Origin of the sequence: Frankia sp. EI5c (genome assembly GCF_001636565.1) — a bacterium.
Taxonomy (GTDB): Bacteria; Actinomycetota; Actinomycetes; order Frankiales; family Frankiaceae; genus Parafrankia.
The window spans coordinates 1-23,839 of sequence record NZ_LRTK01000070.1 but is presented as its reverse complement, the minus strand read 5'-3'; the positions used below and the strand labels follow the sequence as shown (position 1 = coordinate 23,839).

Here is a 23,839-nt window from a genome sequence, read left to right as displayed (position 1 = left end):
TCACCAGGGTTGATTTCCCGATGGTGGCGGGCCCGTCGAGGACAATGCCGCGGCGGGCTCCGGGGGCTTGGCGTGCGTTGGTGCGCATGCGCCGGNGAATCAGGTGGTGGATGCGTTTCATCTGGTCGGTGCGGACGATGATCAGGGCGCTGTGGTAGTCCTCGCGGGCCTCGTCGAGGAGGGCGCGCTGGTCGGGGTCCATGCGCAGGTAGGCGGCGTGGGAAGGCATGGGTGGTGGGGTGGGCGGGGCGGTGTCGAGGTAGGCGCGCCATTCTTCTTTGGTGCGTGGCTCGGCAAGTCCGGGGTGCGCGAAGTGCATCAGGGGATCCGAGGAAGGCGGGGTTTCCAGGTCTCGGCCGCGGGGATCTCGTCGAGATCGAACTCGTCGGCGGAAGCTGGTGGCAGGTCTGTCGGGGGTTGAGGGTCGTCGGCTGGCGGGCCTGCCCGCTGGGCGTCGCGGTGTGCTGCTCGGCCGCGGTGGCTGTCGCGGGCGGTCCGGCTGCGGGCGGTTCGGGTCCAGGTCGCCGGGTCGTCGGCGCGGTTCTGGAGATCCAGGAGAGCGGTGGCGACGTCGTCCTGGTCGGTGGGGTTGCGTCCGCGCTGGGAGACGAGTCGGCGGGCTTCGCGGATGGTGACGTCGGTGAACGGCTGGTGGACGTCGAGGGCGTGAGTCCAGCGCAGGACGTGCCACCGCCCGTCGTCGGGGTCGTGGAAGTAGGCGTGGAGCAGGTTACGGGGGTCACGGCGGATCGGCCAGAGGCCGTCCGGGTAAGGCGAGCGGGTCCTGCGGTAGCGGTAGAGGATGTCGGCGTTGTAGGTGAGATAGCCGATGCGGACGCCGGCCGGTTGGATGGTGCGGCCTTTCCCGTCGGCGATCGGCAGGAGTTCATAGTAGAGATCGGGATCGTTGGGGCAGTCGACGTAGCCCGCGGCGGCGATCGCCATGGCGTATGCCTCGTTCGGCGAGGCGCGCAGGTCGGGGAAGCCGTGGAGGATCAGGCCCTGATGGTGGCGGCGCTGGTAGATCCCAACCGCGTATTCGGCGAACAGCTCGGCGATATCGTCGATGCTCCACCGGGCGGTGTCCTCGGCGTGCAGGCCCCGGTGGGTGATGTCAGAGCCCTTGTAGCCGGCCAGGTGTTCACAGAACTGCCGGTTGATCGTCGCGAAGATGCGTTCGACGTGGGGTTTGTCGGTCGGGGTGAACATCCTGGCGTCCTGGATGCTGATCCCCAGCCGCCGGCATGCGCGGGTGACGACCTCGGACTTGTAGGGTTTTCCGTGATCGAAGAGCAGCGTCTCCGGGTAGATGACCGGCCGGGCCGCGGCGTGCGCGAGACGCTGGTCAACGGTGAGGATCCGCTCGTGCGGGATCCGTAGCGACGCGAAGCGCAGCGCGTCGGGCCAGTGCGGACGCATCGGCTCCGGGGTCATCACATCCGCGAGCAGCAGGCCGATGTCGACGCTTTTCGTGCCGCGCGGGGTGAGTCGCCAGGCCAGCAGGGACCGGGTCGCCAGGTCAAGGGCGACCGTGAGCTCGACCGGCACGGTGTCGTCGGTGTCCGGGTCGTAGGCGATCACGTCGAGTCCGGTGGTGTCCATCATCACGACCTCACCCGGGCGGGTGGCGGTCGCTTTCCCGAAGGTCCGGTCCGGCTGGTTCGCGGTGCGGATCCGCAGCGTCGCCGGGTCGTCGGGTCGGGGCCCGACCAGCGCCTGGTGGACGATCCGGCGGAAGCGGTCCTTGCCCGGCAGGACGACCTCGCCGAGACCGTGCTGGGCGTCGAGCCGGTTCTGGGTGCGCCGGTGGAAACGGTTCCCGATCGTCGCGGAGGACTCCAACCGGTCAGCGGCGGCCTGTTCACGGATCGCCGTGATGATCCGCGGGTCGACGGGGGCCAGCGGGGCGCAGGGGCGGGTCTTGCGCCGGTCGGCGAGGCCGACCAGGCCATCGTGCTGCCAGGCCCGGCGTAGTTGCCAGAGCCGTCGGCTCGTCAGACCCAGCTCGGCTGCTTTGGTGTCGATCCGCGCGGTCAGCGTGGTCTGAGCCGGATCGTAGGCGGGGTCGGGTTCGCTGTGATCGGCCGCGGTGCCGGTCGGGAAGCCGGTCTCGACCTGGTGCAGGTGTTCCTCCAGTTCTTCCACGCGGGCACGTTCACCGGCGGGCAGGCCGAGCAGGATCGCTTCCCGGTCCACCGCCTCGGTGCGCACCTCCCCTGCGTTCGCCGGCGCGCTGTCGGGGATGGTGCGGAAGTCGGGGGCGGCGAGCAGCGCGGCCAGCAGGATGATCTGCATGCGGCCGGTCTCCGACCGCAGCCGCACGCCGGTATCGGTGAATCCCACGATCTGCTGGGTTTCGTTGTCGAACGCGACCCAGTCACCCAACGCCAGCCTGGTCGGCGCGGTCATCGGCCGCGCACCACGGTGCGTTCGGACAGCGGTGTGTCCAGATCGCAGACCAGCTGCTGACACCAGAGCAAGTGGAAGATCACCGGACGGGCCAGTTCCGGGGCGCCCGTCGCGGCGGCCAACTCCGCCACCGTGGTCTGCGTCGCGGCCTGGGTCGTGATCGACGCTGTCAGCCTGCTGGTGGCCCGCAGCGGCCGGCGGTAGCCGGCCAGCCAGGCGACGTTGGCGTAACGCTGCGGGGGCGGAACGGTCACCATCTCGTAGGCCCAGCCGATCCGATCGCAGGCGGTGGCAGTCCGTTCGGTCTGCTGGACCACCCGCGGATCGTGCCGGCGGCGAGGATTCTTCACATCGACGATCAGGACCGACCCGTCCGCGCGGCGGGTGAAGATATCCGGGACGTGCCGCCAGTCACCGGCGACGTCGGTGCCATGCAGCTCCAGGGCCTGGGTGGCGATCGCGGTCACCGGGGCGTCGAAGTCCAGCAGCGTCAGCCACTGGCGTTCCAGGAAGCTCTCATAGGCCAGCAACCCGCCTGTGGTGGCGGACCAATACCAGCCCGGCGTGTGGCGCTGTCCATGGTAGGCGGGGATCACACGCACCGGCCGGCAGGACTCGAAGGCAACGCTGCCGGCTTCCTCCGCGAGGACCAGCCGATCGACCCCACCCGCCTCCACGTAGCGGATCTTCAGTCTTCGGGTGCTGTGCCGGCTCATGACGAGACCCCGCGACCCGCCAGCAGGCGAACGCCGTAGCGAAGCAGCTCCTCGCAGGCCGCAGGCGGCAGGGCTGCGACGAAGCGACGGCGGTGAGCGCCGTCCAGCCTGCGAGCAGCGCCTCGCGTCGGGCGCCCGTCCGCAAGCCGGGCGGGATAGGCAGGGGCGTCGCGGATGTCCCCACCGGTCACCTGCGCCCAGACCCAGGCAGCAGCGTGCCGATACTGCCCCGGGCAGGCCGGCATGCCCGAACGGACAGCGATCCCGTCCAGCACCGCGGCGGGTATTTCCGTCAGGCCGGCAAGCGCATCGCGGCGCGCCGCGTAGTCGACCGGCCCCCGGGCCGCCAACCGGTCCATCACCTCCGAGACCCCCGCCCAGAACGCCTCCGGGTCCGCCAGCCCGCGGATCACGCCGGCGTTCCTGCTCACCACCCCGGCATGGCCGGCCATACCCAGCCTGCCCACGGCCAGATCCCAGGACCGGGCGCCGAGCAGACGGCCGCACGCGGCGGCGGTCAGCCGCCGCCCGGCGACCTCCGCGACCCCTGGCAGGCACGAGGCGACCAGCTCCCCGTAGTCCGCCACGTCGATCAGCTGAGGGATATGGCGATACTCCAATCCGGCTGCGGTTGTCGTTCGTAGCACCGGACGCACGTCGGCGTCGAAGACCCGATGCCGGGAACGGCGGATCGCTTTCCATAGCCGCGGCAGAATGCCCGCGCAGTCCACCGTCCACATGCGGTCACGCCGATCCGACGCTCCGGNCAACAACCGTGCCTCGGCCGCCGCCAACGGCAGCAGCAGCTCCGTGCAGGCACCCGGATCCGCGGCGGCCAGAACCGGCACGGCCAGAAGCAGATCCGCCGCCGCGTGGGCAGCGCTCGGCGGGTTCCGTATCCGCAGCGCACCTTTCTCGTCCCGGTGCGCCGCCGCGGCCATGAACGCGTCGGCCGCCTGCGGCGGCATCCCCTGATAGCCCGTCACATAGTCGACCGGGGCGAACAGGCGGTGCAACGCGGCAGCGAACCGCAGGCTTTCAAACCACTCCCGTCCTGTGACCGGACCACCCGCGATCGACCCAGGACCGCCGAACGCCATCTCCAGCACCACACGCTGCACGGTGAGCACCTCAGCCGTCGCCGGAGGGCTTTCCAACACGTCCAGCCGTTGCTGGCATCTCGACGGATGCTGCGGACCGGCGTTCCCACATTGCAGCGGATCAGCACCCNGCCGCCGGGACACATCACTGCGCCGCAGGTGCCCACGGCGCAACGGCATACCGCAGGCCGGGCAGCGGTCCAGCAGAAGCAGGCCATGCCGTGGACACGCCGCCGCCACGCCGAGCCGCCACCACAACGGCCAGACCCCACCCGACTCCGCCAGACACGCCGGGCAGGCCCTGCTACCGAGGAACAGCGCCCATTCCCGGTGCGGCAGCGGAAGGAGTGACGCATCATCGGAGAGATCCAAACCGGTCAGGTCCAGCGCGGTGCCCGCGAACCGCGCCAGGCACATCTCCTCGAACCGCTCAGCCGCCAGCCCCGTCGCGGCCGTCAACCCAGCGATGCTCGCCGCAGTCAACCCCACGCCGTAGAACCGGGGGCGCATCGTGCTCNCACCCGGCCCGAGCCGGCACTCCAAACCCAGCCAGCGCGCCGCGTTCCCCGTCGACGTTCCGAAATCAGCCGCGACCCGATCGACCCACGAGCCCAGCGCCTCCNCGTCAGCCGGCGGAACGACCACCGCCAACCGGCGCACCCGCGCCGGGAAAACCCCAGCGTTCACCATCGCATCCCTCTTTCGCTGACGAGTGGCACCATCCCCACCGAAAAACCAGATCCACGATGAATCATCGCGGGCACGCCGGACCCGGCCATAGTCATCACCAGCGGCAAGCCTCGATAGACCACAGAACTTCCGCTACCGCGCCAGCCTGGACGCACCGGCATAGTCCGGAAAGCTACTGAAATCCCGTTCCGTCACCGTTCTCCCGAAATCAGGCGCATCGACCATCATCGTTCCTCCCAAAGAAATTCCGACGTGATGCATGTTGCCGGGGGTACCGAAGAACACCAGGTCACCNGGTTGCAACGGCGTTCCGGACGGCAGCAACGGACCGGCGTCATACTGCGTCTGAGCTGTCCTCGGAATCTGGATACCGGCCGAGGCATAAGCCATGTGCGTCAACCCCGAACAGTCAAACCCGGGATCCCCGTTGCCGCCCCAGACGTACGGCTTCCNGATCTGCGCACAGGCGTACGTGACCGCCGCCAGCGCCGCACTACTGAAACCATCGGAACCGGACTGAACTGTCGACTGAACAAGCTGGCACTCTACTGAAGAGTTCGACGGCGGTTCAGAGTACTGGGTGGCCTGGGTGACGACCTGCGCGACGTAGGCGTCCGAATGGTTGTACGTCCACAGGGCGCGCGTGAGGTCGGTGGCGACGTGGTTGTCGCACAGGTAGAACGCGGCGGCGTAGANGGCGTCGTGGGCGTTGTAGAGCGACGGCGGGTTCGCGCCGCCGGCCGGTAGCTGGTGGCGGGCGACGACGTCGGCGAACGTCGGGGCGAGGAACTGCATGGGCCCGGCGGCCCCGGCGCTGTTGGTGCCGCTGACCACGCCCGGCAGCCGGCTGCGACCATGATCAGACTCCGTTTTGCCGATGGCGGCGAGGGTTGTCCAGGACAGGCCGGGGCAGGTCGCGGCGGCCTGCATGTAGAGGTTGAGGTAGTCGGCGGGGATGTCGTCGAGGGCGGTCTGGCTGGGGCTGCCGCCGCTGGAGCAGCCGAGGAACCAGCCGATGACGGGTGCGCACAGGACGCGTTCGGCCATCTGCGCGGCGGCGGCGCCCATCATCACGATGAGGAGGACGACGGTGGCGACGGCGGCGGCGAGGTACTTGGTCGTGGTCGCTCACCCCCTGCTGCCGCTGGGGGGCATCGGCGCGGGTGGGCGCAGTCCGGGCCCTGCCGGGGTGCCATCCGAGCGGCCGTCGACGGGGTCGGGAGGTCGGAGCCGGGGCCAGGCTCGGGTGAGCTGGTCGAGGGGAAGCCGGGTGCCGCGGCTCTGGGCCAGCGGTAGCCAGCNGGCAAGCGTGGGATCGAGCTGGGCGTCGGCGGGGGCGAGGGTGGCGGCGGTGGTGGCGACCGGGACCATGTCGGGCTGGTCGAGCCCGGCCAGCGCTGTGGCGAGTGCGCGGCGGGCGTGGGTCTCGCGCTGGGNGGAGGGGAACCAAAACAGGACCGGGGTGCTGATCCTCGTCGCTGCCGCGAGCCGGCCGTAGTCGCCGATCTTGAGGGCGAGTCGGCCNAGCTGCTCGGTGGCCCAGTCGAGTTCGAGGAACCATTCGATCTCTCCCCGGGCGGACTTCCACCGGCCGTAGGCGTCGGGGCGGACAATGTCCCCGAACGAGCGCAGGCAGCGGGTCTCCGACCACCAGGCGGTGAGCGTCCCGGGTGGGGTCGGTTGGCGGGCGTGGGCGATCAGGGCGGTGAAGAAGCCNTTGACGGCGACGGTGTGCGCCAGCCGTAGGGAGTGGGCGATGGCCATCGCACGGGTGTGGCGGTAGCCGGTGTCCTTCAGCTCGATGCTGTCCTCGGCGGCGAGCACGGCGGCGCCGGCGATGTCGCAGACGTAGTGCGCCGGGGGTTGTCCCTGCCCGACGGGGACGAGGGGTTGGAAGCGGTCGAGGACGCGCCACTGGTAGAGCTCGCGCAGCCGGCGGTTCGCGCCGCGGCGGCTGGTCCAGCCGGCCTCGACGATCTGGTGGGTGGTCAGTACCCGGTGCTCGTGGGCAAGGCGGGCGATCCACCGGTCGCGGGGTGAGAGGTGGCGGGCGAGGTAGGTGACCAGCGCGTCGTCGGCGACGACGCGGCCGGGAGCGCGGGGCGGGATGCGCAGGGCACGCTGGGGCTGCGGGTAGGCGACCATGAGATCTCCGTGGGTCAGCTGGCGGATCGGCGGGGGTCGGCCTGTGGCTGCGGGGCCGTCGGGTCCGGCGGTGGCGGTGTCGGGGTGGTCGCGCGACGGCGCAGCTCGCGGCGGATCTGCGCGGCCCGGCCCGGTACCGGGGCGGGTAGCTTCTCGGTACGCAGCGTGAAGGCCGGTGCTTCTTCTCCGGCGACGACGAGGCGGGCGGCGGCGTGGAAGACGCCGAGGTTCGCCAGGTCGTGTTCGGACAGGCGGGGTTCGACGTGGCGGACGAGCCGTTTCGCGTCGGCCGGCGACATCGTGAAGTAGATCTTGCTGCGGGCGTTCGCCGCGATGCTCTCTTCCAGGTGCCGGGGCAGCTGGGCGAGGTTCTGATGCGCGAGGGTGATCCCGAGCCGGTAGCCGCGGGCGGCGGCGAGCATGTCCTCCAGCGCGTACGGAAGCGTGAGGAAGNTGTGGGCCTCGTCCAAAAACAGGCTGGCGTCAGGTCGCTTTCCCTGGGGCATCCGGGCCCGGCGGGTGGTGGCCTGCCAGACCGAGGACACGACGATCGAGCCCATGAGCGCCGCGGTTTCGACGCCGAGGGCGTCCTGGGCGATGCGGACCAGGCACACCNCGCCCTGGTTGAGCACGGCGTCCATGTCCACTGTCGAGGGGCCGGCTGCGATCGCGGCCCGCACGAACGGACGCAGTAGGAAGCCGCGCAGCTTGTTCATCAACGGGGCGACGGCGTGCGCCCGTGCCGGCTCGGACAGCGCCTCGTACCACTGCCAGAAACCGGCCAGGATCGCGTTGTCAGCGCCTTTTCTCACCTCGCCGACGAGGCGCTCCCGGTAGGCGATGTCGGTCAGGAGCCTGGGCAGCTGGGTCAGGACGGGGACCTCGGGCTGGGCGGCGAGGGTGAGCAGCCCGGCGCGGAAGATGTCCTCCGTGCGTGGCCCCCAGCTCTCCTGGTAGACCCGGCTGAAGATCGACNCGAGGTTGTCGACGGCGCGGGCCCGGTCGGGTTGGTCCAACGGGTTCAGGCACGGGGGCCGGCTGGACGATTCGGCGTCGAACAGGACGAGCCGGTCGACGGCGTCCAGCGGGTAGCGGGCGAGGATGTCGATGATCTGGTCGCCCTTCGGGTCGACGTTGACCACGCCCCGACCGGCGGCGACGTCGTCCAAGGTCATGCGGGCGAGCAGCTCGGACTTGCCCGAGCCGGTGGCGCCGAGGATGTGCAGGTGATGACGGGCATCGGGAATCCGCAGACCTACCGGACGGGCATGCCCCCCGTCGGAGCGGCCGAGCGGGCGAATGTTCGGACCGACGTCGGCGACGCCGGGAGGCGGGGCGACTGCTTTCGCGCCGGCGCGTTGCAGGCCGGGGATCGCCTCGTCGACCGGAAGGTGGGCCAGCACGCCGACCTCGGCGACCGAGAGCAGGTCCCCGCGGCCGAGCTGGCGGGCGGCCAGGACGGGCAGCGGGCGGCGTAGCCGGGCGCGCTTGTAGTAGTTGTGCTCGCCGTAGGCGGCGAACGCCGACGCGATCGCGTGCGCCCGGCCGCGCAGCTGCCCGCCAACCCGGCCGACGGTCTCCTCATCTGCGGTGTCGTCGAGGACGGCGACGACGGCGTAGCGGACGCGGACCTCGAACTGGGCGCCGCGGCCCTTGGCCACGATCGCGCGGTCCTCCGCCGAGAGCGCGAGGGAGGTCTGATGGTCGACTTTCACCGGCGCGGGGGTCCGCCGGGTATGCCGGGCCCGACCGCTGTGGGGGGTGAGCAGATCGAGCAGGCCGCCGATCAGCGTGGCCGAGCCGCCGGCACGCACCCGCCGGGCCGACCGGCGGGCCCTGGCGACGCGGCGGCCGGTGACCGGCCGGGCCAGGATCTGCACGACCGCCCGCTGGGTACGGGCCAGCCCGCCGGGCGCGCCGAGCAGCGCGCGAACCGGATCGACGTCATGATCCGTGCGGATCGGTAGTGCTTCGGGCCGGGCCAGGCGCAGTTCCCCACCGGCGGCGAGCAGCCGCCGACCGGGCCGGGCCATGACCGGCAGCGGCGCTCGGGCGGGGGCGGACCGGGTGTGCGCCCCGGGCCAGGCCGCCTCGACGGCCCGTTCCACAAAGCCCTCCGGGACGACGCCGGGTACCCAGATCTGGATGCGGACTCCGTCGGCGTCGAACAGGTACTCCCAGACCAGGTGCGGCTGGCCGACCAGCCGTCGCCACGACGGTCGTAGCAGGCCGAGCAGGTTCGCCCACAGCGCGCCCGCGCCCGCCGGGTCGACGGTGGGCGGCGCCAGCACGGTCACGAGCCGGGCGCCGGCGACCAGCCGCTGCTGGTAGCGGCGGCGCATCCGCCGGCGCAGGGTGAGCAGGCCGGCGGCGGTGAGGGCGAGCAGCGGGCCGGCGAGGGGTCCCCAGGCCGCCGCCCATGCCCGCAGGTGGCCCAGCAGCTGGTGCAGGAAGCCCCAGGGGTCGGTCAGGTAGGTGGCAAGCGGCGACGACGGCGTGGTAGCCGCCGCGGCGAGCAGATCCATGGTTACGATCTCCATCTGGCTACGGCGGTCAGGCGGGGTCGAGGTAGATCTGGCCGTCGGGATCNGCCGGGNCATCCGGGCCGGCGGGCGCGGCGAGATCGAAGAAGCCGTCGTCCCCGTCGTGGAAGTCGGCGGCGAGTTCGGCTGGGTTCGTCGTGATCAGGGCGTGTTCGGCCCCNGAGGCGAGAGCCTGGAAGGCGACCCGCTGTGCGCCCGCTGCGAGCAGTCCTTGTCCGCGGTCGGCGGAGAGCAGGAACTGCCGCTCGCCCTGGGACAGGTCGAACACGGCGGTGATCTCATCGATCGCCTGCGGTGCCTGACGCAGCAGGATCTGGGNGGNGGCGTTGGTGACGATCGCCTTACCGAGATCGCTGGCCAGCACGTCACCGGTGTCCTGGGTCGCGACGGTCAGCCCGGCCCAGTACTTGCGGGACGACTTGGCCATCCGGAACAGGAAGTCCGCACCGGCGGGCTGGCGCATCAGCAGCCACGCTTCGTCGACCACCACGAGGCGGGGACGGCGGTCGGCCGGGTNGGACNCCCGCCGCCACACCGCGTCGAGGACGAGCAGAGTGCCGATGGCCTTGAGTTCGTCGGGCAGGTCGCGCAGCGAGTAGACGACCAGGTGGCCGTCGCCGCGGCCGGTGCTCGGCCCGTCGAACAGGCCGGAGAAGGCCCCCTGCGTGAACGGGTGCAGTCCGGCGGCGAGGGCCCCCGCCGCCGGGTCGGCCGAGCGGGCCAGGGTAGCGGCGAGGTCGGTCAGCAGGGGCGCTGGCCGGTTCCAGGTGCGCGGGTCGGAGCTGATCCCGGCCGCCTGGTAGGTGGCGGTGATCGCCGCGTCGAGGGCTGCCCGTTCGGCCGCGCTCAGCTGGCCGACCAGGACGGACATGACGGTGTGNAGGAACAGGCTGCGGCGCACCAGCGCGTCACGCGGCGCGGTCCGACGGCCGTCGGGGGTTGTCTGGATCGGCAGGTCGAACGGGTTGATCCGCACCCGGTCGCCGCCGAGGTGCAGGTAGGTGGCGCCGACCGCGGCGGCGAGCCGGGCGTATTCGTCTTCCGGGTCGACGACGTGGACCTCGATACCCCGGTACAGCGAGCGCAGCAGTTCGAGCTTGACCAGGTAGGACTTGCCCGCGCCGCTGCGGCCGAGGATCACCGCGTTGTGGTTGTCGACCTCGCCGAACCGGTCCNAGTGCACCAGCCCGTTGCTGGCGACGTTGAGCCCGTAGAGCACCCCGGTCGGGGCCAACGAGGTCGGATCGGCGGGCGGCAGGTCGGGGGAGGTGAACGGGAACGCCGCGCTCAACGCCGCCGTATCGAAGGTGCGGCGCATCCGCACCTGGTCCAACCCGAGCGGCAGGGTGCTGACCCAACCTTGCAACGACCGGTAGCTGACCGGCTTGGCGTCCAGCAGCAGGCTGGCCGCCAGCGCCCGTACCGCGGCGACCTCGTCAGCCAACTCGCTTTCGCTGGACGCGTGGACGGTGAGATACAGGCCGAGGCGGAACAGCTTGCCTTCGCCGCGGGCGACGCGGGCGGACAGGTCGTAGGCGTCCTCGGTCGCCGCCTCGACCTGCGGGTCGATCAGCCGGCCCTTCTCGTCGCCGAGCTGGCGGCCGGATTCCAGCTTGGACAGCTGGCGACGCAGCCGGTTCGCCGCGGTGACCGGGTCGATCGGCTCGACATGCACCGCGACATCCACGCGCCCCNGGTAGGTCAGCAGCGGAGCGAGCCAGCCCGCGTGAACCTCCCGGGGATAGCCGGTGATCGCCATCGTCGCGAGAAAGTCCCCACCGACGTCCAGGTGGCGAGGCGCGACCGACAGCGCGTCCGGGACGAACGCCGCCGCGGCGGTGTCGACCGGCTGGGTGGACGGGCTCGGGGCCTGCGAGGAGGCGCTGCGTCGGGCTCGTCTGCTCATCGGGCGTATCCCCTCCGTCGCGCGGGCCGGCCGGAGCGGCTGTCGGTGCGCTCGGCGGGCGGGTCCCAGAAGTCGAGGTCGTCGGTGTCGAGCGGGCCGTCCCCGCCGGGGTCGTCGAACCGGTCGCCGTAGCCGGGGCCGGCCGCCCTGTCCGGGGCGTCGAACCCGTCGTCGTCGGGGTCGGGCTGGTAGGGCGGGTAGCCCTCGGGGAGGTCGCCGGTGATGACCTCGTCGGGAGCGGCGAGCGCGGCCAGTGGCACCAGGCCCGCGGGGTTGCAGGCGGCGGCCAGCACGCTGGTCGCCGTTCCGGCGTCCAGCGGCGTGACCACGATCCCGGCCGGGGCGAGCAGGTCGGTGGCCTCGGCGAGGCGGCGGGCCAGCCGGGTGTACGCGGCCCGTCGGATAGCAGCTCCGGCGCGGCGGGCGTCGCGGGCCGCCGCCCGCCGACCCGACAGCGCGGCCAGCGGGGAAGCGCCGCCGAGCCCGTCGACGGGCCCGGCGGCGACCAGCGGTTCGCGCAGGACCAGCAGCACCTGACGGGTCAGCAGCTGCATCTCGACGGACAGCTGGGCCAGGAAGGTGGCGTGTTCGCGGGCCGCATGCGCGAGCGCGGGGTGGGGCAGCTGGTCGGCCGCATCGGTGAGGTCGTGGATCTGGTCGGTCAGGTCAGCGGGCATGGCCCGCACGAGGATCTGGACGGGCGCGGTCAGGGAGTGCAGATAGCGGGCGAACACCGCGACCAGCCCGTCCTGCTCACCGGGAGTGCGCAGCGCGAAGTTGATCGTGGAGGCGACCGCGGCGACCGCCAGCCCGTCCGCGCCGAGGTCGATGACACCGACTCCGGCGTTGCTGGTGACGGTGCGGGCCGGTAGCCGCAGCGGCGCCGCGCCCGCTGCGCCCGCGGCCGGCCGTCGGTCACGGGAGCCGCTGGTGGCGCGGGCGGCCAGCCACGGCGGCGGCGCGATCACGCCTTCGGGGGCGTTGATCCGGTGCCGGGGGCTGGTGCGCTGACGGATCGCGGCGAGAAGCAGCCGGTCCAGGGACAGTCCGTCACGCTGACCGAGGACGAGGACGGCGGCGACCGCGGCGACCGGCACGGCGAGCAGCGCGAACACCGGCAACGGCAGCAGCGCGCGGGTCGCGGCCCAGCCGAGGTAGAGCACGATGGCCGTCAGCGCGAGGAGCAGGACCTGCCGGGCGGTCAAATTCGCCACGATCCGGTCTTCACGATCAACATCGGCGGGAATTCTTACGGGGTGGGTCATCGCGGCCGATCACCTTCGTTTCGGGGCGGGCGGGGACGGCGGGGCATGTTCGGCAACATCAGCTGCCGGTAGCGCGGCGGCGGGGCCGGCCGTGGCGGCGAGGTCGGACGCGATGCCGACGGCGGTGGCGCGGGTGGGGCCGGCCGGGCGGGGCGTGGGGTGCGGTGCAGGCCCTCCAAGGGGAGGGCGTACTGGCCGGTGCGGTCCGGGCGGATGCCCCGGTACGGGTCGAACGGCAGCTCCAACTGCCGGCCCCTCGGCGCCGGGCGAGACGGGGCCGGCCGGCCGGGACCAGACCGGCCCGTGCCGGTGCGTGCCGGTCCTGCGCCCGGACGGCGCACCGGCTGGGGGGCCGCGGGCGGGTGGGGCTGGTCGACCTCGAACGGGATCAGCAGCTGGCCGTCCCGGTCGACCCACGCCCCGCCGTCATGGGGCAGGTAACGCCCGCCCGGGGCGACGGCCTGACCGAACGGGATCGACAGCTGGCGGTGGCGCGGCCGGGACCGTCCCGCCGGGCTCGCCGGCCGGGCCGGGCGGGGAACGCCGCGCGCCGGCCCGGGGCGGCGCACCCGGGGCACCCTGGTCAGCGGGATCAGACCCTGCCCGTCGGCGTCGGTCTCGATGTGGTCGTACGGGTCGGCCGGCCCGCCCCCCGGCCCGCCACCGGGGCCGCCGCCCGGCCGGCCCCTGCCCGGCCTGCCGCGCCCGCCCCGGCCGCGCCCGCCGCGACCTGGGCCGGCCCTTCGGCCCGCGCGTCCGGCACCGCGTCCGAACCGGCCACCGAGCAGACCCAACGCCCGGCCGATGACGTAGGCGCGCACGACCCGGCCAACAATGCCGGGCCCGCCGTGGCCGATCCTGGGCATCATCCAGAACGGAATCCGGAACAGGAAGTAGATCAGGGTGATCGCGGCCAGTAGGTTCACGACCCCGTCCGGCGTCGGGCCGAACAGCGTGAACCCGCCCGGGGTGAAGAACACCTTGAAGCTGGCGATCAGGACGAACGACTGCACGATCTGGATACCCAGGCAGCCGAAGAACGCCCGCCACCACCAGAACGCGATCCGCTCCGTGAGCGGATGGCCGTGCCCGGCCAGCGCGATCGGCCCTGCCCCGATGAGGCCGACCTCGATGATGATCCNGGCGATGTAGGTACACAGCAGCGCCACGACGGACCCGGCGAGAAACAGGCCGAGGAAGATGACGAAGACGCTCCGGCTGAAACCGCCCGGAGTCGGCGCGATCGACCCGAGGATGATGTTCCGCAGCTGCCCGGCAGCGGTGTCGGGATTCAGCCCCTGGCCGAGGATCGCGCCGGGTAGCACGTTCGCGCCCTGGATGGCTTTCGTGGCCAGGAACTGCGACAGCCCGGACGCGAGGAAACCCAGCGGGATACGCGGCGCGATCTCCTTGATGGAGATACGGGACTGGACCGTGCCCAGGGACATGATGGTGAGCCCACCGAACATGATCAGCGCGCTGTAGGCCGTGGCGCTGATCGCCNACGACGTCGACCACATCTCCCCGATCGCGGGAAGCTCGGAGGGTTCCGGAGTGGTCAGCAACGTGCGGCCCAGTAGATCCAGCAGCGAGTTGAGCGCGGCGGTCACCAGGGTGCGGAAGAACGCGGTAATGGCGTCGTTGATCGCGTCGGTGATCCACCCGACGATCCCGCCGCCGTCGCCGCCGGTGTCCGGTGCCGGCGGCGTCGTGTGCGGCACCGGCGGCGCCGGGGCTTGCGGGGTGGTCGCGCAGTTCGGGTTGTCAGCCGGGCACGGCTCGCCGCTGCCGCCGCTGCCGGTTCCGCCCTCGGGCTGGGGGTCCGGGGTGTCGGGCGCGGGCGTGGCATCCCCGCCCGAGGGCGCCGGTGTGGCTGGAGCTTCCTGGCCCGGAGGAACCGGGGACGGCCCAGGCTGCGGGTCCGGGGTGGGGCCGGTGTCGCCGGGCGTGCCGGCGGACGGCGCGGTCGAGGGGACGGGTGGCACGGTGGCGGCGGAGGCCGCCACCGCGGGGAACACGACAGCCAGCAGCAGCGCGAACGCCGCCGTCCCGACCAGCAACAGCCCTCGACCGCGCCCGCGGTGGCGGGGCCGAGAGAAGCTCAACCGGCGGCGCGCCGGGAGGGACGACGAGCCCGGCGTGCCGGACGAAAGGATGCGGCGGCGGGAGGCGGCGGTCACGGCCTAGGCCCCGACGATCTGCTTGAGGATCTCGACGACGACCGGCGCGAGCGCGGCCAGCCCGTAGCCCCAGCCGGCGTTGCGGAAGGAGTCCTTGGCCTTGCCGACCTCGCTCGGCTCGCCGTTGGAGATCAGGTAGCGCACGCCGCCGATCGAGAGGAACACCGTCGCCAGCAGCGCCAGAATCCCCATGATCCAGTTGCGGATGTTGTTCAGGACCGTGTTCAGGTCCGGCGCCACGGGCGCGCCCGGCGGGACCGTCGCGGCGAACGCCGCCGCGCCGCCAGCCAGGACGAACACGCACACGACAGCGACGAGCAGGACCGTGCGGCGCCACGCGACCCGCCGGCCCGAACGCGAGGGGCGGGCCTGGGTTGGCGGGGTCGGGGTCATGCCGACACCCCCGTGACCGCCAACACTCCTGCCATGGCGGGCGTCGCGCTGCCGGCCGGCGGGCCGGGCGGGCGGGATGGCGGCTCGCCATCGGTCGCCTGCGGTCCGTGGCTGGTGAGGTGGGCGAGTAGACGCTGTTCGGCCCGGTCGCGTAGCCGGTAGGCGGTGCGCACCGGGGTGGCATGGCGGGCGGCCCACGCGGGGACCGAGACGTGATTGAGCCGGGTCGCCGCGACGAGGGCGGCCTCGGTCTCGGTCAGGACCCCGTCCGCGACCGCGCCCGCGAGGACCTCATACGGACCGTCGGCCTGGGTCTGGGCGACGGTGCGGGTGTGGAACAGGCCCGGGTTGGGATGGGGGGTTTCCAGTGACTGGGTGATCAGGTCCAGGCCGGCGCGGTAGGCGGCCCAGCGCAGCCGGACCGCGATCCGCGGCAGGTCCAGCCGGATCGTGGCCAGCGCGGACAGGAAGCCGGTCAGCACCTCGGCCTGCACGTCGGCCGGGTCGAGGTCGCTGTGCTCGCCGAGCCGGGAGGCCACCGCCCGTAGAGCGGGCAGTGCCATCCCGGCGGCGCCGACCGTCCACGCGCCGCCACGGGCGCGGGCGCGGCGGATCACCGTCTTCCAGGCGGTGTCGCTGGTGGCCTGCGGGCAGGAATGGGCCAGCAGCCGGTCGCGCAGTTCGTCGAGTGCCACCAGCCGGTCGGGCAGGCCGGGCACCGGTGTGCCGTCCAGGGCGAGCGGGTCGGGGTCGGTGACCAGGAGCGCGAAGCAGTCCCGCAGGGTTGTCAGCGGCAATGCCGGCGCGTTCGCGCCGGCGGTTCGCGCAGGAGAGGAAGACGTGTCGTCGGGCATTGTTCGCCGTCCTTCGGGGCGTCGTGTAATTCGGACAGCCCCAAGGACGCCACATCAAAGACAGCGAAAAGACAGCGCGATCACCCAGCGAATGCACAGCGATCTTTGCTGTGCATTCGGAACAAGCACAGCGGCACGGTGCAAGCCATTCCACCCGCCCCCAGCTCCGCCGCGTGCCAGCAGCTCGCCCGGACCTGACAGCGGGCCTCTGACCTGGGACGCTGTGACGCCACTGGCTCCCCGACGGTGATCGCTGTCACGTGCCCAGCGATCACCAATCGGTGCCCGCTGGCACCGGCGAGAAAAATCTTGAAAAAATTTTCCGGGCCGCTCGCCGGGGTGCTGCCAGCGGGATGACAGCGATCAATAGTCCGGTCGGACTAGACCCTGCACAGCGGGAAAAATCTTGAAAAAAGTCGTGGGGGTGGTGGCAAAAAACGGCACAGCAGCCGGTCTCCTTTTACGACCGCGAAAACACGCCCGTCGTGAAAGGCAGGACCACCAATGCCCACCCCATCCGAATCCGACCGCACCACCAATCCGGTCGTCCCGGCGGACCGGCCGGCGACCGTCTGGCCGTGCCCGCCCGCCACCCCCGACCAGACCCCGGCCGGCTGGCTTCCGGCCGCCGTGGAACGCCTCGTCGTCACCGTCACCCGGCCCGACGACCCAGTCCTGCTGCTGACCGAGCCGACCCCGCCGCAGCCCGCCCGGCCGGCCGAGCCCGGCGCCGATGAGCCGGGCGACGGTCTCGCCGACTGCGCCGGGACCGTCGCCAGGCTCGGCCGGCGCGTCCAGGTCCGGACCGCGCCCGGCGACGCGTCGCCGCGATGGACCGGGTCCGCCTACGGACCGGACCCCGTAACCGGTCGCGGTCCGGACCCCGATCGCTTCGGGCTGGTCGTCACGGTCGTGGAACCGACCCGGCTCGGCTGGTTCACCCGCATCGACTGGGGCGGTCTGCTCGCCGTCGGCGGCACGCTCGCCGTCGTCAGCCGAGCCGACAGCCTCGGCGGCTGGCTCATCGACCCCACCGTGGAGCTCGCCACCGCGGCGGGCCGCGGCGGGCTCGCGCTGCTCGACCGCATCGTCCTGCTGGAGATCCCGCTCGACCGGCTCGACCGGCCCGCCGCGCCCATCCCCGCCGGAGTCGTCGCCCAGCGGGTGCACTCCGACCTGCTGCTGTTCACCGCGGTGAATCCGGCGGTGCCGCCGGCGTGGGGCGCCGCCCGATGAGCGGCGACATCGAGACGTGGCGACCCGACGCGCGGTGGGCGACCGTCTGGCCCACCGGCCGCCACCCCCTCACCACACCGCAGGCCAACGGGCCGATTGCTGTCGCGCCGCACGGGGGAGCGACGGTGTCCGCGGCGGTCGCCGCCCATGCGATCGCGGTCTATAGCCGGCCCGGGGACACAGTCTGCGACCCGGACTGCGGGCCGGGGACCGTCATCACCGAAGCCGTCCACGCCTGCCGCCACGCCATCGGCATCACCCCCGACCCGGGCCGGTGGGAGACCGCCCGCGCCGCGCTCACCCTGGCCNAGGCGCGCGGCGCCCGCGGCGACGGCATGATCCTTGACCGACGGCCGGACAGCGAGTCCTGGACCGGACTCGGACCGATCGACCTGGTCCTGACCGCGATCGGACCGCCCGACCCCGCCGAGCCGGCCGGTCCGACCGGTGACTGGCTGCGCGGACGGCTGACGGCCTACCGGGAGCTGCCCCGGCCCGGCGCGCCCCTCGTCGTCCTCGCCGCCTACCACCTCGACGGCGGACTGGACCTGGCCAGCCAGGTCACCGCCGCCGGACGGGACGTCGGCTTGCGGCCGGTACAACGCGCCGTCGCGCTCACCGCCGTTCCCTACCTCCGGGACCTCGGCGTGCACCGCACGACCAGGCCGGCCCGCGCCTTCCCGGTCCACCAGGACGTGATCGTCTTCCAGGCCGAGGGTGGCCACGCCCACCAGCCACGCCCGAAGGCGCCGCCGCCTCGTACCGCCCTCGGCACCCCACACCGCCCGCCTAGCTAGCCCTCCGTGCCGGCCGGGCCTGTGCGCTAGAGGCGCCGCCGCGGCCGGCCCTTCCGCTCTGGTTGGAGCCCCGCATGTCTGATTTGCTGCCCATCCCCGCCCTCCCNCCCGCCCCGCCCGCCCCGCAGCGCCGACCCAGCCGGTGGTGGCGGCTCACCCACCCCCGCACCGCCCGCCAGGCCCGACTCCTCGCCGCCCACCACGCCTGGACCACCGAACGCGCCCGCCAAGCCCAGATCGACCTCGTCCGCGCCGGCTATCACCTCGGCCCGGTGCCCTATGGCTACTTCGCCGTGCGGGTCCTTCCCCCGTATGGGGTGCAGCGTCGCCGTGTCCGGCTCGTCATCGACCCGGTACCCGCCTCCATCGTCGCGGCGATCTACCGATGGCGGGTCGACGATCGGCTCAGCGCCCGCGCGATCACGACCCGCCTGCGCGGCATCGAGGACCTGGCACTTACTCCCGTTGACACCGCCACCGGGTTCCCCCGGCCGTGGACGCCAGCCGCAGTCACCCGCGTTCTGACGAACCCCGTCTACACCGGCGCCACCGTCTGGGGTCGCACGGTCGCCGGCCGCCCTGTCCCACCCGAGGGATGGATCATCTGCCCTCACGCCCACGAACCGATCATCGACGGGCAGACGTTCCATCAAGCCCAACAGCTTGCCGCTCCCGGGACAGGTGTCTTCAGCCCGCTGCTCCCGCCATGGAGATTTCCTGGTTCTCAGAGCGCCTTTGATTTCGACATCCGTAGTGATGGGCAGGGACTCGTTCCATGAGCCCTTCAATCGTCCATTCCGTCGGACGTCGAAGCCAGTATCGGGAAGGAATGTCCGCCCCTCCTGGGACACAGCGTCAGCCTGGGATTCGAGTGTGGCTGGGGACAGCGGGAGCGACGCCATGAGGGGCGACCCACGTGACNACCGAGGTACAGGGAAACCCGCGACGTCAGATGGCACGGCACACCAGAGCCTCCCTGCGGCGGGCGAACAGTATCGAGCCGCAATGTCCGCGCTGGCCGACATTGCCGTAGGGTGGGAAAAGAACGGAAACTCCGACGGGGCGGCATCCGCGGAGAAAGCTCTTCTGACCACCGATGAGGCCGCGGAACGGCTCGGCGTCGGGCGGTCCACCCTCTACGCACTCATCCGCTCGGGAAAACTCCGCACTGTCAAAATCGGCCGCCGCCGGCTCGTACCCGCTACGGCCATACCCCAGTTGANTCAGACCCTCTTGGAGGAGACGGAGGAGACATGAGCAAGGACTCGAATTCCAACCGGCCGCGTTCCCGGCGCGCCAACGGGCAGGGCTCGATCTACCAGCGCGAGAGCGACGGGATGTGGGTGGGGGCCGCCTACGTCCTCATGCCCGACGGAACGCAGCGACGCCGGCCGGTTTACGGGAAGACCGCCGACATCGTCCGCGAGAAGCTCACCAAGATGCAGGCCCAGTCGGACCAGGGCATCCCAGCCGAGGCCACCGGGTGGACCATGGAGCGGTTCCTCACCTACTGGCTCAGCGACATCGTGACGCCGGCCTGCAAGCCGCGCACGGTGCAGGGCTACGAGGTCATCGTCCGGAACTACCTGATCCCGGCGATCGGCAAGAAGCGGCTGAACAAGCTGAACGGCGTCGACGTGCGGAACCTGCTCAAGCGGGTGCGCGGCACCTGCCTGTGCTGCCTGCACGGCACCGACCGCCGCCGCCCTGTGAAGCAGCGTCGCTGCTGCGCCGTCGGGCGCTGCTGCCACCAGGCGCCGTCCGCCCGGCTCGTGCAGCAGGTCCACAGCGTTCTGCGTAACGCCCTCGGCGCCGCAGTACGCGAGGAACTGGTCGGCCGCAACGTCGCGAAGCTCGCGAAGGTCTCCGGCCCGACCTACAAGGTGCACCGGGGGCTCAGCGCCGACCAGGCCAGCCACCTGCTCAAGGCCGCCGCGCACGACCGGCTGTACGCGCTCTATGTCCTGGCCCTGTACCTGGGGCTGCGGCGAGGGGAGATCCTTGGCCTGCGCTGGGAGGACATCGACTTCGANGACGAGACCCTTGCCGTGCGGCACTCGTTGCAGCGGGTCGGTGGACAGCTGAGGGTGGTGGCGCCGAAGACGCGGACCTCGGAGCGAACCCNGCCACTGCTGCCGCTGATCGCGAAGGTCCTGCGCGAGCACCAGGCACGGCAGGACGCGGAACGCGAGACAGCCGGTGTGAACTGGCGGGAGACCGGCTTCGTGTTCACCACGGCGATTGGTACGCCGANCGAGCCGGACAACCTTCGACGTAGCTGGCTACCGCTGTGCGGCGTCCTCGGCTTGGAGGGCGTGCGCTTCCACGACATCCGCCACACCTGCGTCACGCTGCTGCTGAACGCGGGCGTGCCCCCGCACGTCGTCCGCGAGATCGCGGGGCACTCCGCGATCGACGTTACGATGGAGATCTATGCCCATGCCTCGCTGGACGACAAGCGGGCGGCGCTCCAGAAGCTCGTCGACGAGCTGGCGTAGGACGCCACTGGCCGCCCACGTGCGCTGGTGTGCGGGGCCGTTGCTACACCNGTTGCTACAAAATGATCTCCAACGTCCTGCAAGGAGACCNGTGAACGAGCAAAACCGCAGGTCAGAGGTGGTGGGCAGGGGCGGGGTCGAACCGCCGACCTTCCGCTTTTCAGGCGGACGCTCGTACCGACTGAGCTACCTGCCCAAGCCTTGCATTGTGCTGCACGTACAACGCGGTCCCGACGGGATTCGAACCCGCGACCTCCGCCTNGACAGGGCGGCGTGAACTCCAGACTTCACCACGGGACCATGTTCGTTCTTTTTCAGTTGTGCCTGCCCATCCTAGGGGATGAGTCGGCTCCGTTCCAACTTGCCTGGCCCGAGCCCTCGCCCACCCACTGCGATCAGGTCGGCGTCTGTCGAACTGGAGGTCATGCTACAGGACGTTGCGAGCCATCCGGGCGGTGGGGGCCAGGAAGTTTTCCGGACAACCTGGGGCAGCCTCCACGATCCAGAGCCTCCGTGCGGGACGCGCGGGCACCAGCCGCGCTTCCGCTGCGGGCGGCTGCCCACTCCGGTGACGGGATGCCTGCGAATCCAGCCCACATCCACCNGCGAGGCGACCGACATCCAACATTTGCATACACGATCATACGGACCGTAACTATTCGGATGTCGGCCTCCGCCCATGGCGGGCGAGGGTCGGATCTGGTGGGTCCTGCTGGACGGACGCATCGCCACCGGCAGGCAGCGGATCCGGTCCCCGTAGGGAGTCGGAGTGGGCCCGGGTGACCCAAAGGTCTCGCCAGCGGCGCCGCGGGGGCGCCCCACCCGACGCCACAGCCTGGTAGATCGCGGCCTGGCCGACGCCGCGGGCGGCGGCCATCGGCATCCTCCGGCGGTCGATCCCGGGGGGACCGTCACCATTCGGGCCGATGGTCTCCTTCGGTTTCGCCTCGCGGACCCTCGTCCGGCATGAAGATGGAACCGTGAACAACGGGAGCGCACTGACACGCGCAGCCGTGTCGAATTTTCTGCCGAGCATCCATTCCTTCGCCTTCACCAACGCATTCCCCCGCCAACCGGTCGTGCGGGTCCAGGTCGCCGGCCTGGGGGCGATCCCGATCGGCGATGCCAGCCGCGGCCTGTGCGGTGGGATGATCTACGCCGTCCGGGACATGTTCGAGTTCGGTGTCGCNCCCCNGCCGACGGCCGCCCCGCCGGACGTGGACTCGCCGCTGTACCGCTACCTGGTGCGGCGCCTCTTCGACAGCTTCGACGGCCCCCGCGGGGTCTACCGCTACTACCGCCTCATGAGCGCCGCCGACGTCGACGTCAACGCCCTCGGCGGCCGGCTGCGGCTTGCCGGCGCCGCGTCGATCAGCGTGGCCCGGGAGTGGCCGCGCATCCGGCAGGACCTGGACCGCGGGCTGCTCTGCCCGCTCGGCGTCATCACCACCCGCTCCGCCGATCCGCTGCGGCTCGGCCTCAACCACCAGGTCCTCGCCTACGCCTACGAGCAGCGCGGGCGCCGGGTCACGCTGCGCGTCTACGACCCGAACACCCCCCGGCACCGCTCCGACGACGTGACGCTCTCCTTCGACGTCCTCAGCGCCGTGCCGGGGCCTGCTCCCAAGCACGACCAGCACGGGCACGGACACGGACACGGACGCCGGCACGGGCATGGGGTCCTGCCNGCGACGGGACGTTCCCGGGACACGGCCGACCCGCCGCTGTCACCGGCAGGGATCGATCACACGATCTCGATCGGCGGACGTCCGATACGCGCTTTCTTCCGCTCCCGGTACCGCCTCGTCGATCCGCGCCCCACGCTCAGTCAGATCGCGAACGTCCAGCGGACCCGCCTCCGCTGAACCGGCCCCGGTGGGCGCCCACTGAAACGGGGACTGCGGGCGCCTACTGAACCGGGACGACGCGGAATCAGGGAACGACCGGGGAGACAGGGAACGACAGGGGACGTCGGAGCCCTCCGGCCCCAGGCTCGGTGGACGCACACCGCGTCCACCGGCCGGCGGGTCCGCACCTGCGCGCACCTACGCGCGCCGGGCCACAGGCGGCCGCGCCGGGCCACAGGCGGCAGAGCGCGCCAGAACGGTGCGCTGCGGTGGGCGTTTGTCGGCGGCCCGGACGATCCCCTATGCTTGCTCTGTTCTGATGCCGGGCGCGGTGGTGGATCTTCACCTCGACTCCGGTGCGCTGCCCCNATCGTCTAGCGGCCCAGGACGTCGCCCTTTCAAGGCGGTAGCACGGGTTCGAATCCCGTTGGGGGCACACTCCGACCAGCAGCCAGAACCCCCTCTCTACCAGGGGTTTTGGCCTCGCTGAACTCCCTTGGATGTCCGGCCGTGTCCGGTTGGTNCTTTCGGGCTCCGCGGGGTCCGCGCCAAGGGGTGACTCGCCCCGGTAAACTTCCCCGCTCCCTGTCAGGCAGCGCGAGGTTCGACTCGCCTGGGGCGGACGCCGCCTCGGGACGGAGCGCCGCCAGGTAGCGGCATCCGAAGAAGACATTCAGGCGGGGCCCGCTCACCTTGAGATCCGGTACCGCGCGCAGGAGCGTTCGTGCCTGGACGGGGTTGGTCTGCGCTCAGACGCACAGGCGCTCAGGATGTGGGCGGGCTGGGAGGCCAGCCCTGGTGCAGGTAGGCGGTGTGGCCACGGTGACGTGCCTGGATGGCGGCGTGCACCCGCCGCGCCATGGGCGGCGCCAGGAGTGTGTCGCGTTCCGCGGCCGTGCACAGGCGCCAGGCCTGAAGCTCGCCGTCCTGCAGCCGCAGGGTGCGCGTCTGCTGGTGGGAGAGCGGGCCTGCGTCGAAGACGAAGTTGACCAGGGCGGGCCGTCCGTCCGGCTGTGGGGGTACCCAGTCGANGGCCAGGAGAGGGCCGATCTCGATGTCGAGGCCGAGTTCCTTGCGGGCTTCCCGCCGGGCGGTGTTCGTCGGGTACTCGCCCTCGCTCATCGCGCCACCGGGGGATCTCCCAGGTGTCGTCGCGATAGGTGGGCTGCACGAGCAGGACACGGTCGGCCTCGTCATAGAAGATCACCCCTGCGCTGGCGATGACGCGGGGCAAGATGGCGTAGTACTCGGCGGCGGGCA

At 71.7% G+C, this 23,839-nt stretch carries 10 protein-coding genes, 3 tRNA genes and 24 pseudogenes; 9 read left to right on the top strand and 28 right to left on the bottom strand.

What is annotated here, in order from left to right:
- Window positions 1–318: 318 nt before the first annotated feature.
- The 24 genes and pseudogenes from UG55_RS21705 to UG55_RS21655 all read right to left on the bottom strand — a co-directional run bounded on the left by UG55_RS21705 (window position 319) and on the right by UG55_RS21655 (window position 16,144).
- Complete coding sequence (locus UG55_RS21705) at window positions 319–2,409, bottom strand: DDE-type integrase/transposase/recombinase (protein ID WP_066072376.1); 2,091 nt, start codon at window positions 2,407–2,409, stop codon at window positions 319–321.
- Window positions 2,406–3,125: a TnsA-like heteromeric transposase endonuclease subunit gene (locus tag UG55_RS28790; RefSeq protein ID WP_066072373.1), complete on the bottom strand. Its 720-nt coding sequence runs from the start codon at window positions 3,123–3,125 to the stop codon at window positions 2,406–2,408. Before UG55_RS28790 ends, UG55_RS21705 begins: the two co-directional genes overlap by 4 nt.
- Window positions 3,126–3,892: 767 nt before the next feature.
- Window positions 3,893–4,246 (bottom strand): hypothetical protein (locus tag UG55_RS30225; protein ID WP_206779403.1); only part of this gene is annotated, 354 nt, incomplete at its 3' end.
- A 110-nt stretch (window positions 4,247–4,356) separates the two neighbouring features.
- Window positions 4,357–4,742: pseudogene (locus UG55_RS47850) on the bottom strand (TniQ family protein); the annotation flags it as partial.
- 1 nt (window position 4,743) lies between these two features.
- Window positions 4,744–4,847 (bottom strand): annotated as a pseudogene (locus UG55_RS47845) (hypothetical protein); the annotation flags it as partial.
- A gap of 200 nt (window positions 4,848–5,047) precedes the next feature.
- Window positions 5,048–5,209 (bottom strand): annotated as a pseudogene (locus UG55_RS41230) (NlpC/P60 family protein); the annotation flags it as partial.
- Window position 5,210: 1 nt separating this feature from the next.
- A pseudogene (locus UG55_RS45635) lies at window positions 5,211–5,367 on the bottom strand (C40 family peptidase); the annotation flags it as partial.
- A gap of 1 nt (window position 5,368) precedes the next feature.
- Window positions 5,369–5,610 (bottom strand): annotated as a pseudogene (locus tag UG55_RS41220) (hydrolase Nlp/P60); the annotation flags it as partial.
- A gap of 1 nt (window position 5,611) precedes the next feature.
- Window positions 5,612–5,986: pseudogene (locus UG55_RS41215) on the bottom strand (hydrolase Nlp/P60); the annotation flags it as partial.
- A 366-nt stretch (window positions 5,987–6,352) separates the two neighbouring features.
- Window positions 6,353–6,439, bottom strand: a pseudogene (locus UG55_RS45630) (hypothetical protein); the annotation flags it as partial.
- A 1-nt stretch (window position 6,440) separates the two neighbouring features.
- A pseudogene (locus UG55_RS41210) lies at window positions 6,441–6,631 on the bottom strand (replication-relaxation family protein); the annotation flags it as partial.
- A 1-nt stretch (window position 6,632) separates the two neighbouring features.
- A partial coding sequence (locus tag UG55_RS41205; protein WP_242424914.1) for a replication-relaxation family protein occupies window positions 6,633–7,060 on the bottom strand: 428 nt, incomplete at its 3' end.
- A 14-nt stretch (window positions 7,061–7,074) separates the two neighbouring features.
- Window positions 7,075–7,513: pseudogene (locus tag UG55_RS41200) on the bottom strand (type VI secretion protein); the annotation flags it as partial.
- A 163-nt stretch (window positions 7,514–7,676) separates the two neighbouring features.
- A pseudogene (locus UG55_RS47840) lies at window positions 7,677–8,035 on the bottom strand (type VI secretion protein); the annotation flags it as partial.
- A 1-nt stretch (window position 8,036) separates the two neighbouring features.
- Window positions 8,037–9,585 (bottom strand): annotated as a pseudogene (locus UG55_RS47835) (type VI secretion protein); the annotation flags it as partial.
- Between the two features lie 179 nt (window positions 9,586–9,764).
- Window positions 9,765–9,921: pseudogene (locus UG55_RS41195) on the bottom strand (hypothetical protein); the annotation flags it as partial.
- Between the two features lies 1 nt (window position 9,922).
- Window positions 9,923–10,119, bottom strand: a pseudogene (locus UG55_RS41190) (conjugal transfer protein TraC); the annotation flags it as partial.
- A 6-nt stretch (window positions 10,120–10,125) separates the two neighbouring features.
- Window positions 10,126–10,483 (bottom strand): annotated as a pseudogene (locus UG55_RS45625) (conjugal transfer protein TraC); the annotation flags it as partial.
- Window position 10,484: 1 nt separating this feature from the next.
- Window positions 10,485–10,778, bottom strand: a pseudogene (locus UG55_RS41185) (helicase HerA domain-containing protein); the annotation flags it as partial.
- 1 nt (window position 10,779) lies between these two features.
- A pseudogene (locus tag UG55_RS47830) lies at window positions 10,780–11,297 on the bottom strand (conjugal transfer protein TraC); the annotation flags it as partial.
- Window position 11,298: 1 nt separating this feature from the next.
- A pseudogene (locus UG55_RS47825) lies at window positions 11,299–11,509 on the bottom strand (conjugal transfer protein TraC); the annotation flags it as partial.
- Window positions 11,506–12,774: a PrgI family protein gene (locus UG55_RS21670; RefSeq protein ID WP_066072357.1), complete on the bottom strand. Its 1,269-nt coding sequence runs from the start codon at window positions 12,772–12,774 to the stop codon at window positions 11,506–11,508. The pseudogene UG55_RS47825 and the gene UG55_RS21670, both read right to left, overlap by 4 nt.
- A 2,183-nt stretch (window positions 12,775–14,957) precedes the next feature.
- A complete protein-coding gene (locus tag UG55_RS21660) occupies window positions 14,958–15,347 on the bottom strand; it encodes a pilin (protein ID WP_066072351.1) in 390 nt (129 codons plus the stop codon).
- Window positions 15,344–16,144, bottom strand: coding sequence for a hypothetical protein (locus UG55_RS21655; protein WP_242424912.1), 801 nt, complete (start codon window positions 16,142–16,144; stop codon window positions 15,344–15,346). The genes UG55_RS21660 and UG55_RS21655 overlap by 4 nt, the downstream gene beginning before the upstream one ends.
- 561 nt (window positions 16,145–16,705) lie before the next feature.
- On the opposite strand from UG55_RS21655, the gene UG55_RS21650 reads away from it, so the two are divergent.
- The 7 genes and pseudogenes from UG55_RS21650 to UG55_RS41165 all read left to right on the top strand — a co-directional run.
- A complete protein-coding gene (locus tag UG55_RS21650) occupies window positions 16,706–17,437 on the top strand; it encodes a hypothetical protein (protein ID WP_066072345.1) in 732 nt (243 codons plus the stop codon).
- Window positions 17,438–18,341: 904 nt separating this feature from the next.
- Window positions 18,342–19,013, top strand: a 672-nt coding sequence (locus UG55_RS21640) for a recombinase family protein (RefSeq protein ID WP_242424911.1), incomplete at its 5' end; no start/stop codon positions are given.
- Window positions 19,014–19,239: 226 nt separating this feature from the next.
- Window positions 19,240–19,456: pseudogene (locus tag UG55_RS21635) on the top strand (helix-turn-helix domain-containing protein); the annotation flags it as partial.
- 31 nt (window positions 19,457–19,487) lie between these two features.
- Window positions 19,488–20,266 (top strand): annotated as a pseudogene (xerC, locus tag UG55_RS41180) (tyrosine recombinase XerC); the annotation flags it as partial.
- A 1-nt stretch (window position 20,267) separates the two neighbouring features.
- Window positions 20,268–20,358, top strand: a pseudogene (locus UG55_RS41175) (hypothetical protein); the annotation flags it as partial.
- 1 nt (window position 20,359) lies between these two features.
- A pseudogene (locus UG55_RS41170) lies at window positions 20,360–20,487 on the top strand (site-specific integrase); the annotation flags it as partial.
- A 1-nt stretch (window position 20,488) separates the two neighbouring features.
- A partial coding sequence (locus UG55_RS41165) for a tyrosine-type recombinase/integrase (protein ID WP_242424910.1) occupies window positions 20,489–20,732 on the top strand: 244 nt, incomplete at its 5' end.
- Between the two features lie 119 nt (window positions 20,733–20,851).
- Here the strand turns inward: UG55_RS41165 and UG55_RS21625 are convergent.
- Together UG55_RS21625 and UG55_RS21620 are read right to left on the bottom strand one after the other, a co-directional pair.
- A tRNA-Phe gene (locus UG55_RS21625) sits at window positions 20,852–20,928 on the bottom strand.
- Window positions 20,929–20,957: 29 nt separating this feature from the next.
- Window positions 20,958–21,032: transfer RNA gene (locus tag UG55_RS21620), tRNA-Asp, on the bottom strand.
- Window positions 21,033–21,927: 895 nt separating this feature from the next.
- On the opposite strand from UG55_RS21620, the pseudogene UG55_RS41155 reads away from it, so the two are divergent.
- A pseudogene (locus UG55_RS41155) lies at window positions 21,928–22,419 on the top strand (hypothetical protein); the annotation flags it as partial.
- A 523-nt stretch (window positions 22,420–22,942) separates the two neighbouring features.
- Window positions 22,943–23,015: transfer RNA gene (locus tag UG55_RS21610), tRNA-Glu, on the top strand.
- A 329-nt stretch (window positions 23,016–23,344) separates the two neighbouring features.
- Here UG55_RS21610 and UG55_RS41150 read toward each other — a convergent pair.
- A pseudogene (locus UG55_RS41150) lies at window positions 23,345–23,610 on the bottom strand (NUDIX hydrolase); the annotation flags it as partial.
- Window position 23,611: 1 nt separating this feature from the next.
- Window positions 23,612–23,701: pseudogene (locus UG55_RS41145) on the bottom strand (NUDIX hydrolase); the annotation flags it as partial.
- Window positions 23,702–23,839: the final 138 nt, after the last annotated feature.

Excerpts from the sequence above, each read along its gene's own strand:
- UG55_RS21705 (WP_066072376.1), bottom strand. The coding sequence starts at position 2,409 with ATGACCGCGCCGACCAGGCTGGCGTTGGGTGACTGGGTCGCGTTCGAC.
- UG55_RS28790 (WP_066072373.1), bottom strand. The coding sequence starts at position 3,125 with ATGAGCCGGCACAGCACCCGAAGACTGAAGATCCGCTACGTGGAGGCG.
- UG55_RS21670 (WP_066072357.1), bottom strand. The coding sequence starts at position 12,774 with ATGACCCACCCCGTAAGAATTCCCGCCGATGTTGATCGTGAAGACCGG.
- UG55_RS21660 (WP_066072351.1), bottom strand. The coding sequence starts at position 15,347 with ATGACCCCGACCCCGCCAACCCAGGCCCGCCCCTCGCGTTCGGGCCGG.
- UG55_RS21650 (WP_066072345.1), top strand. The coding sequence starts at position 16,706 with ATGCCCACCCCATCCGAATCCGACCGCACCACCAATCCGGTCGTCCCG.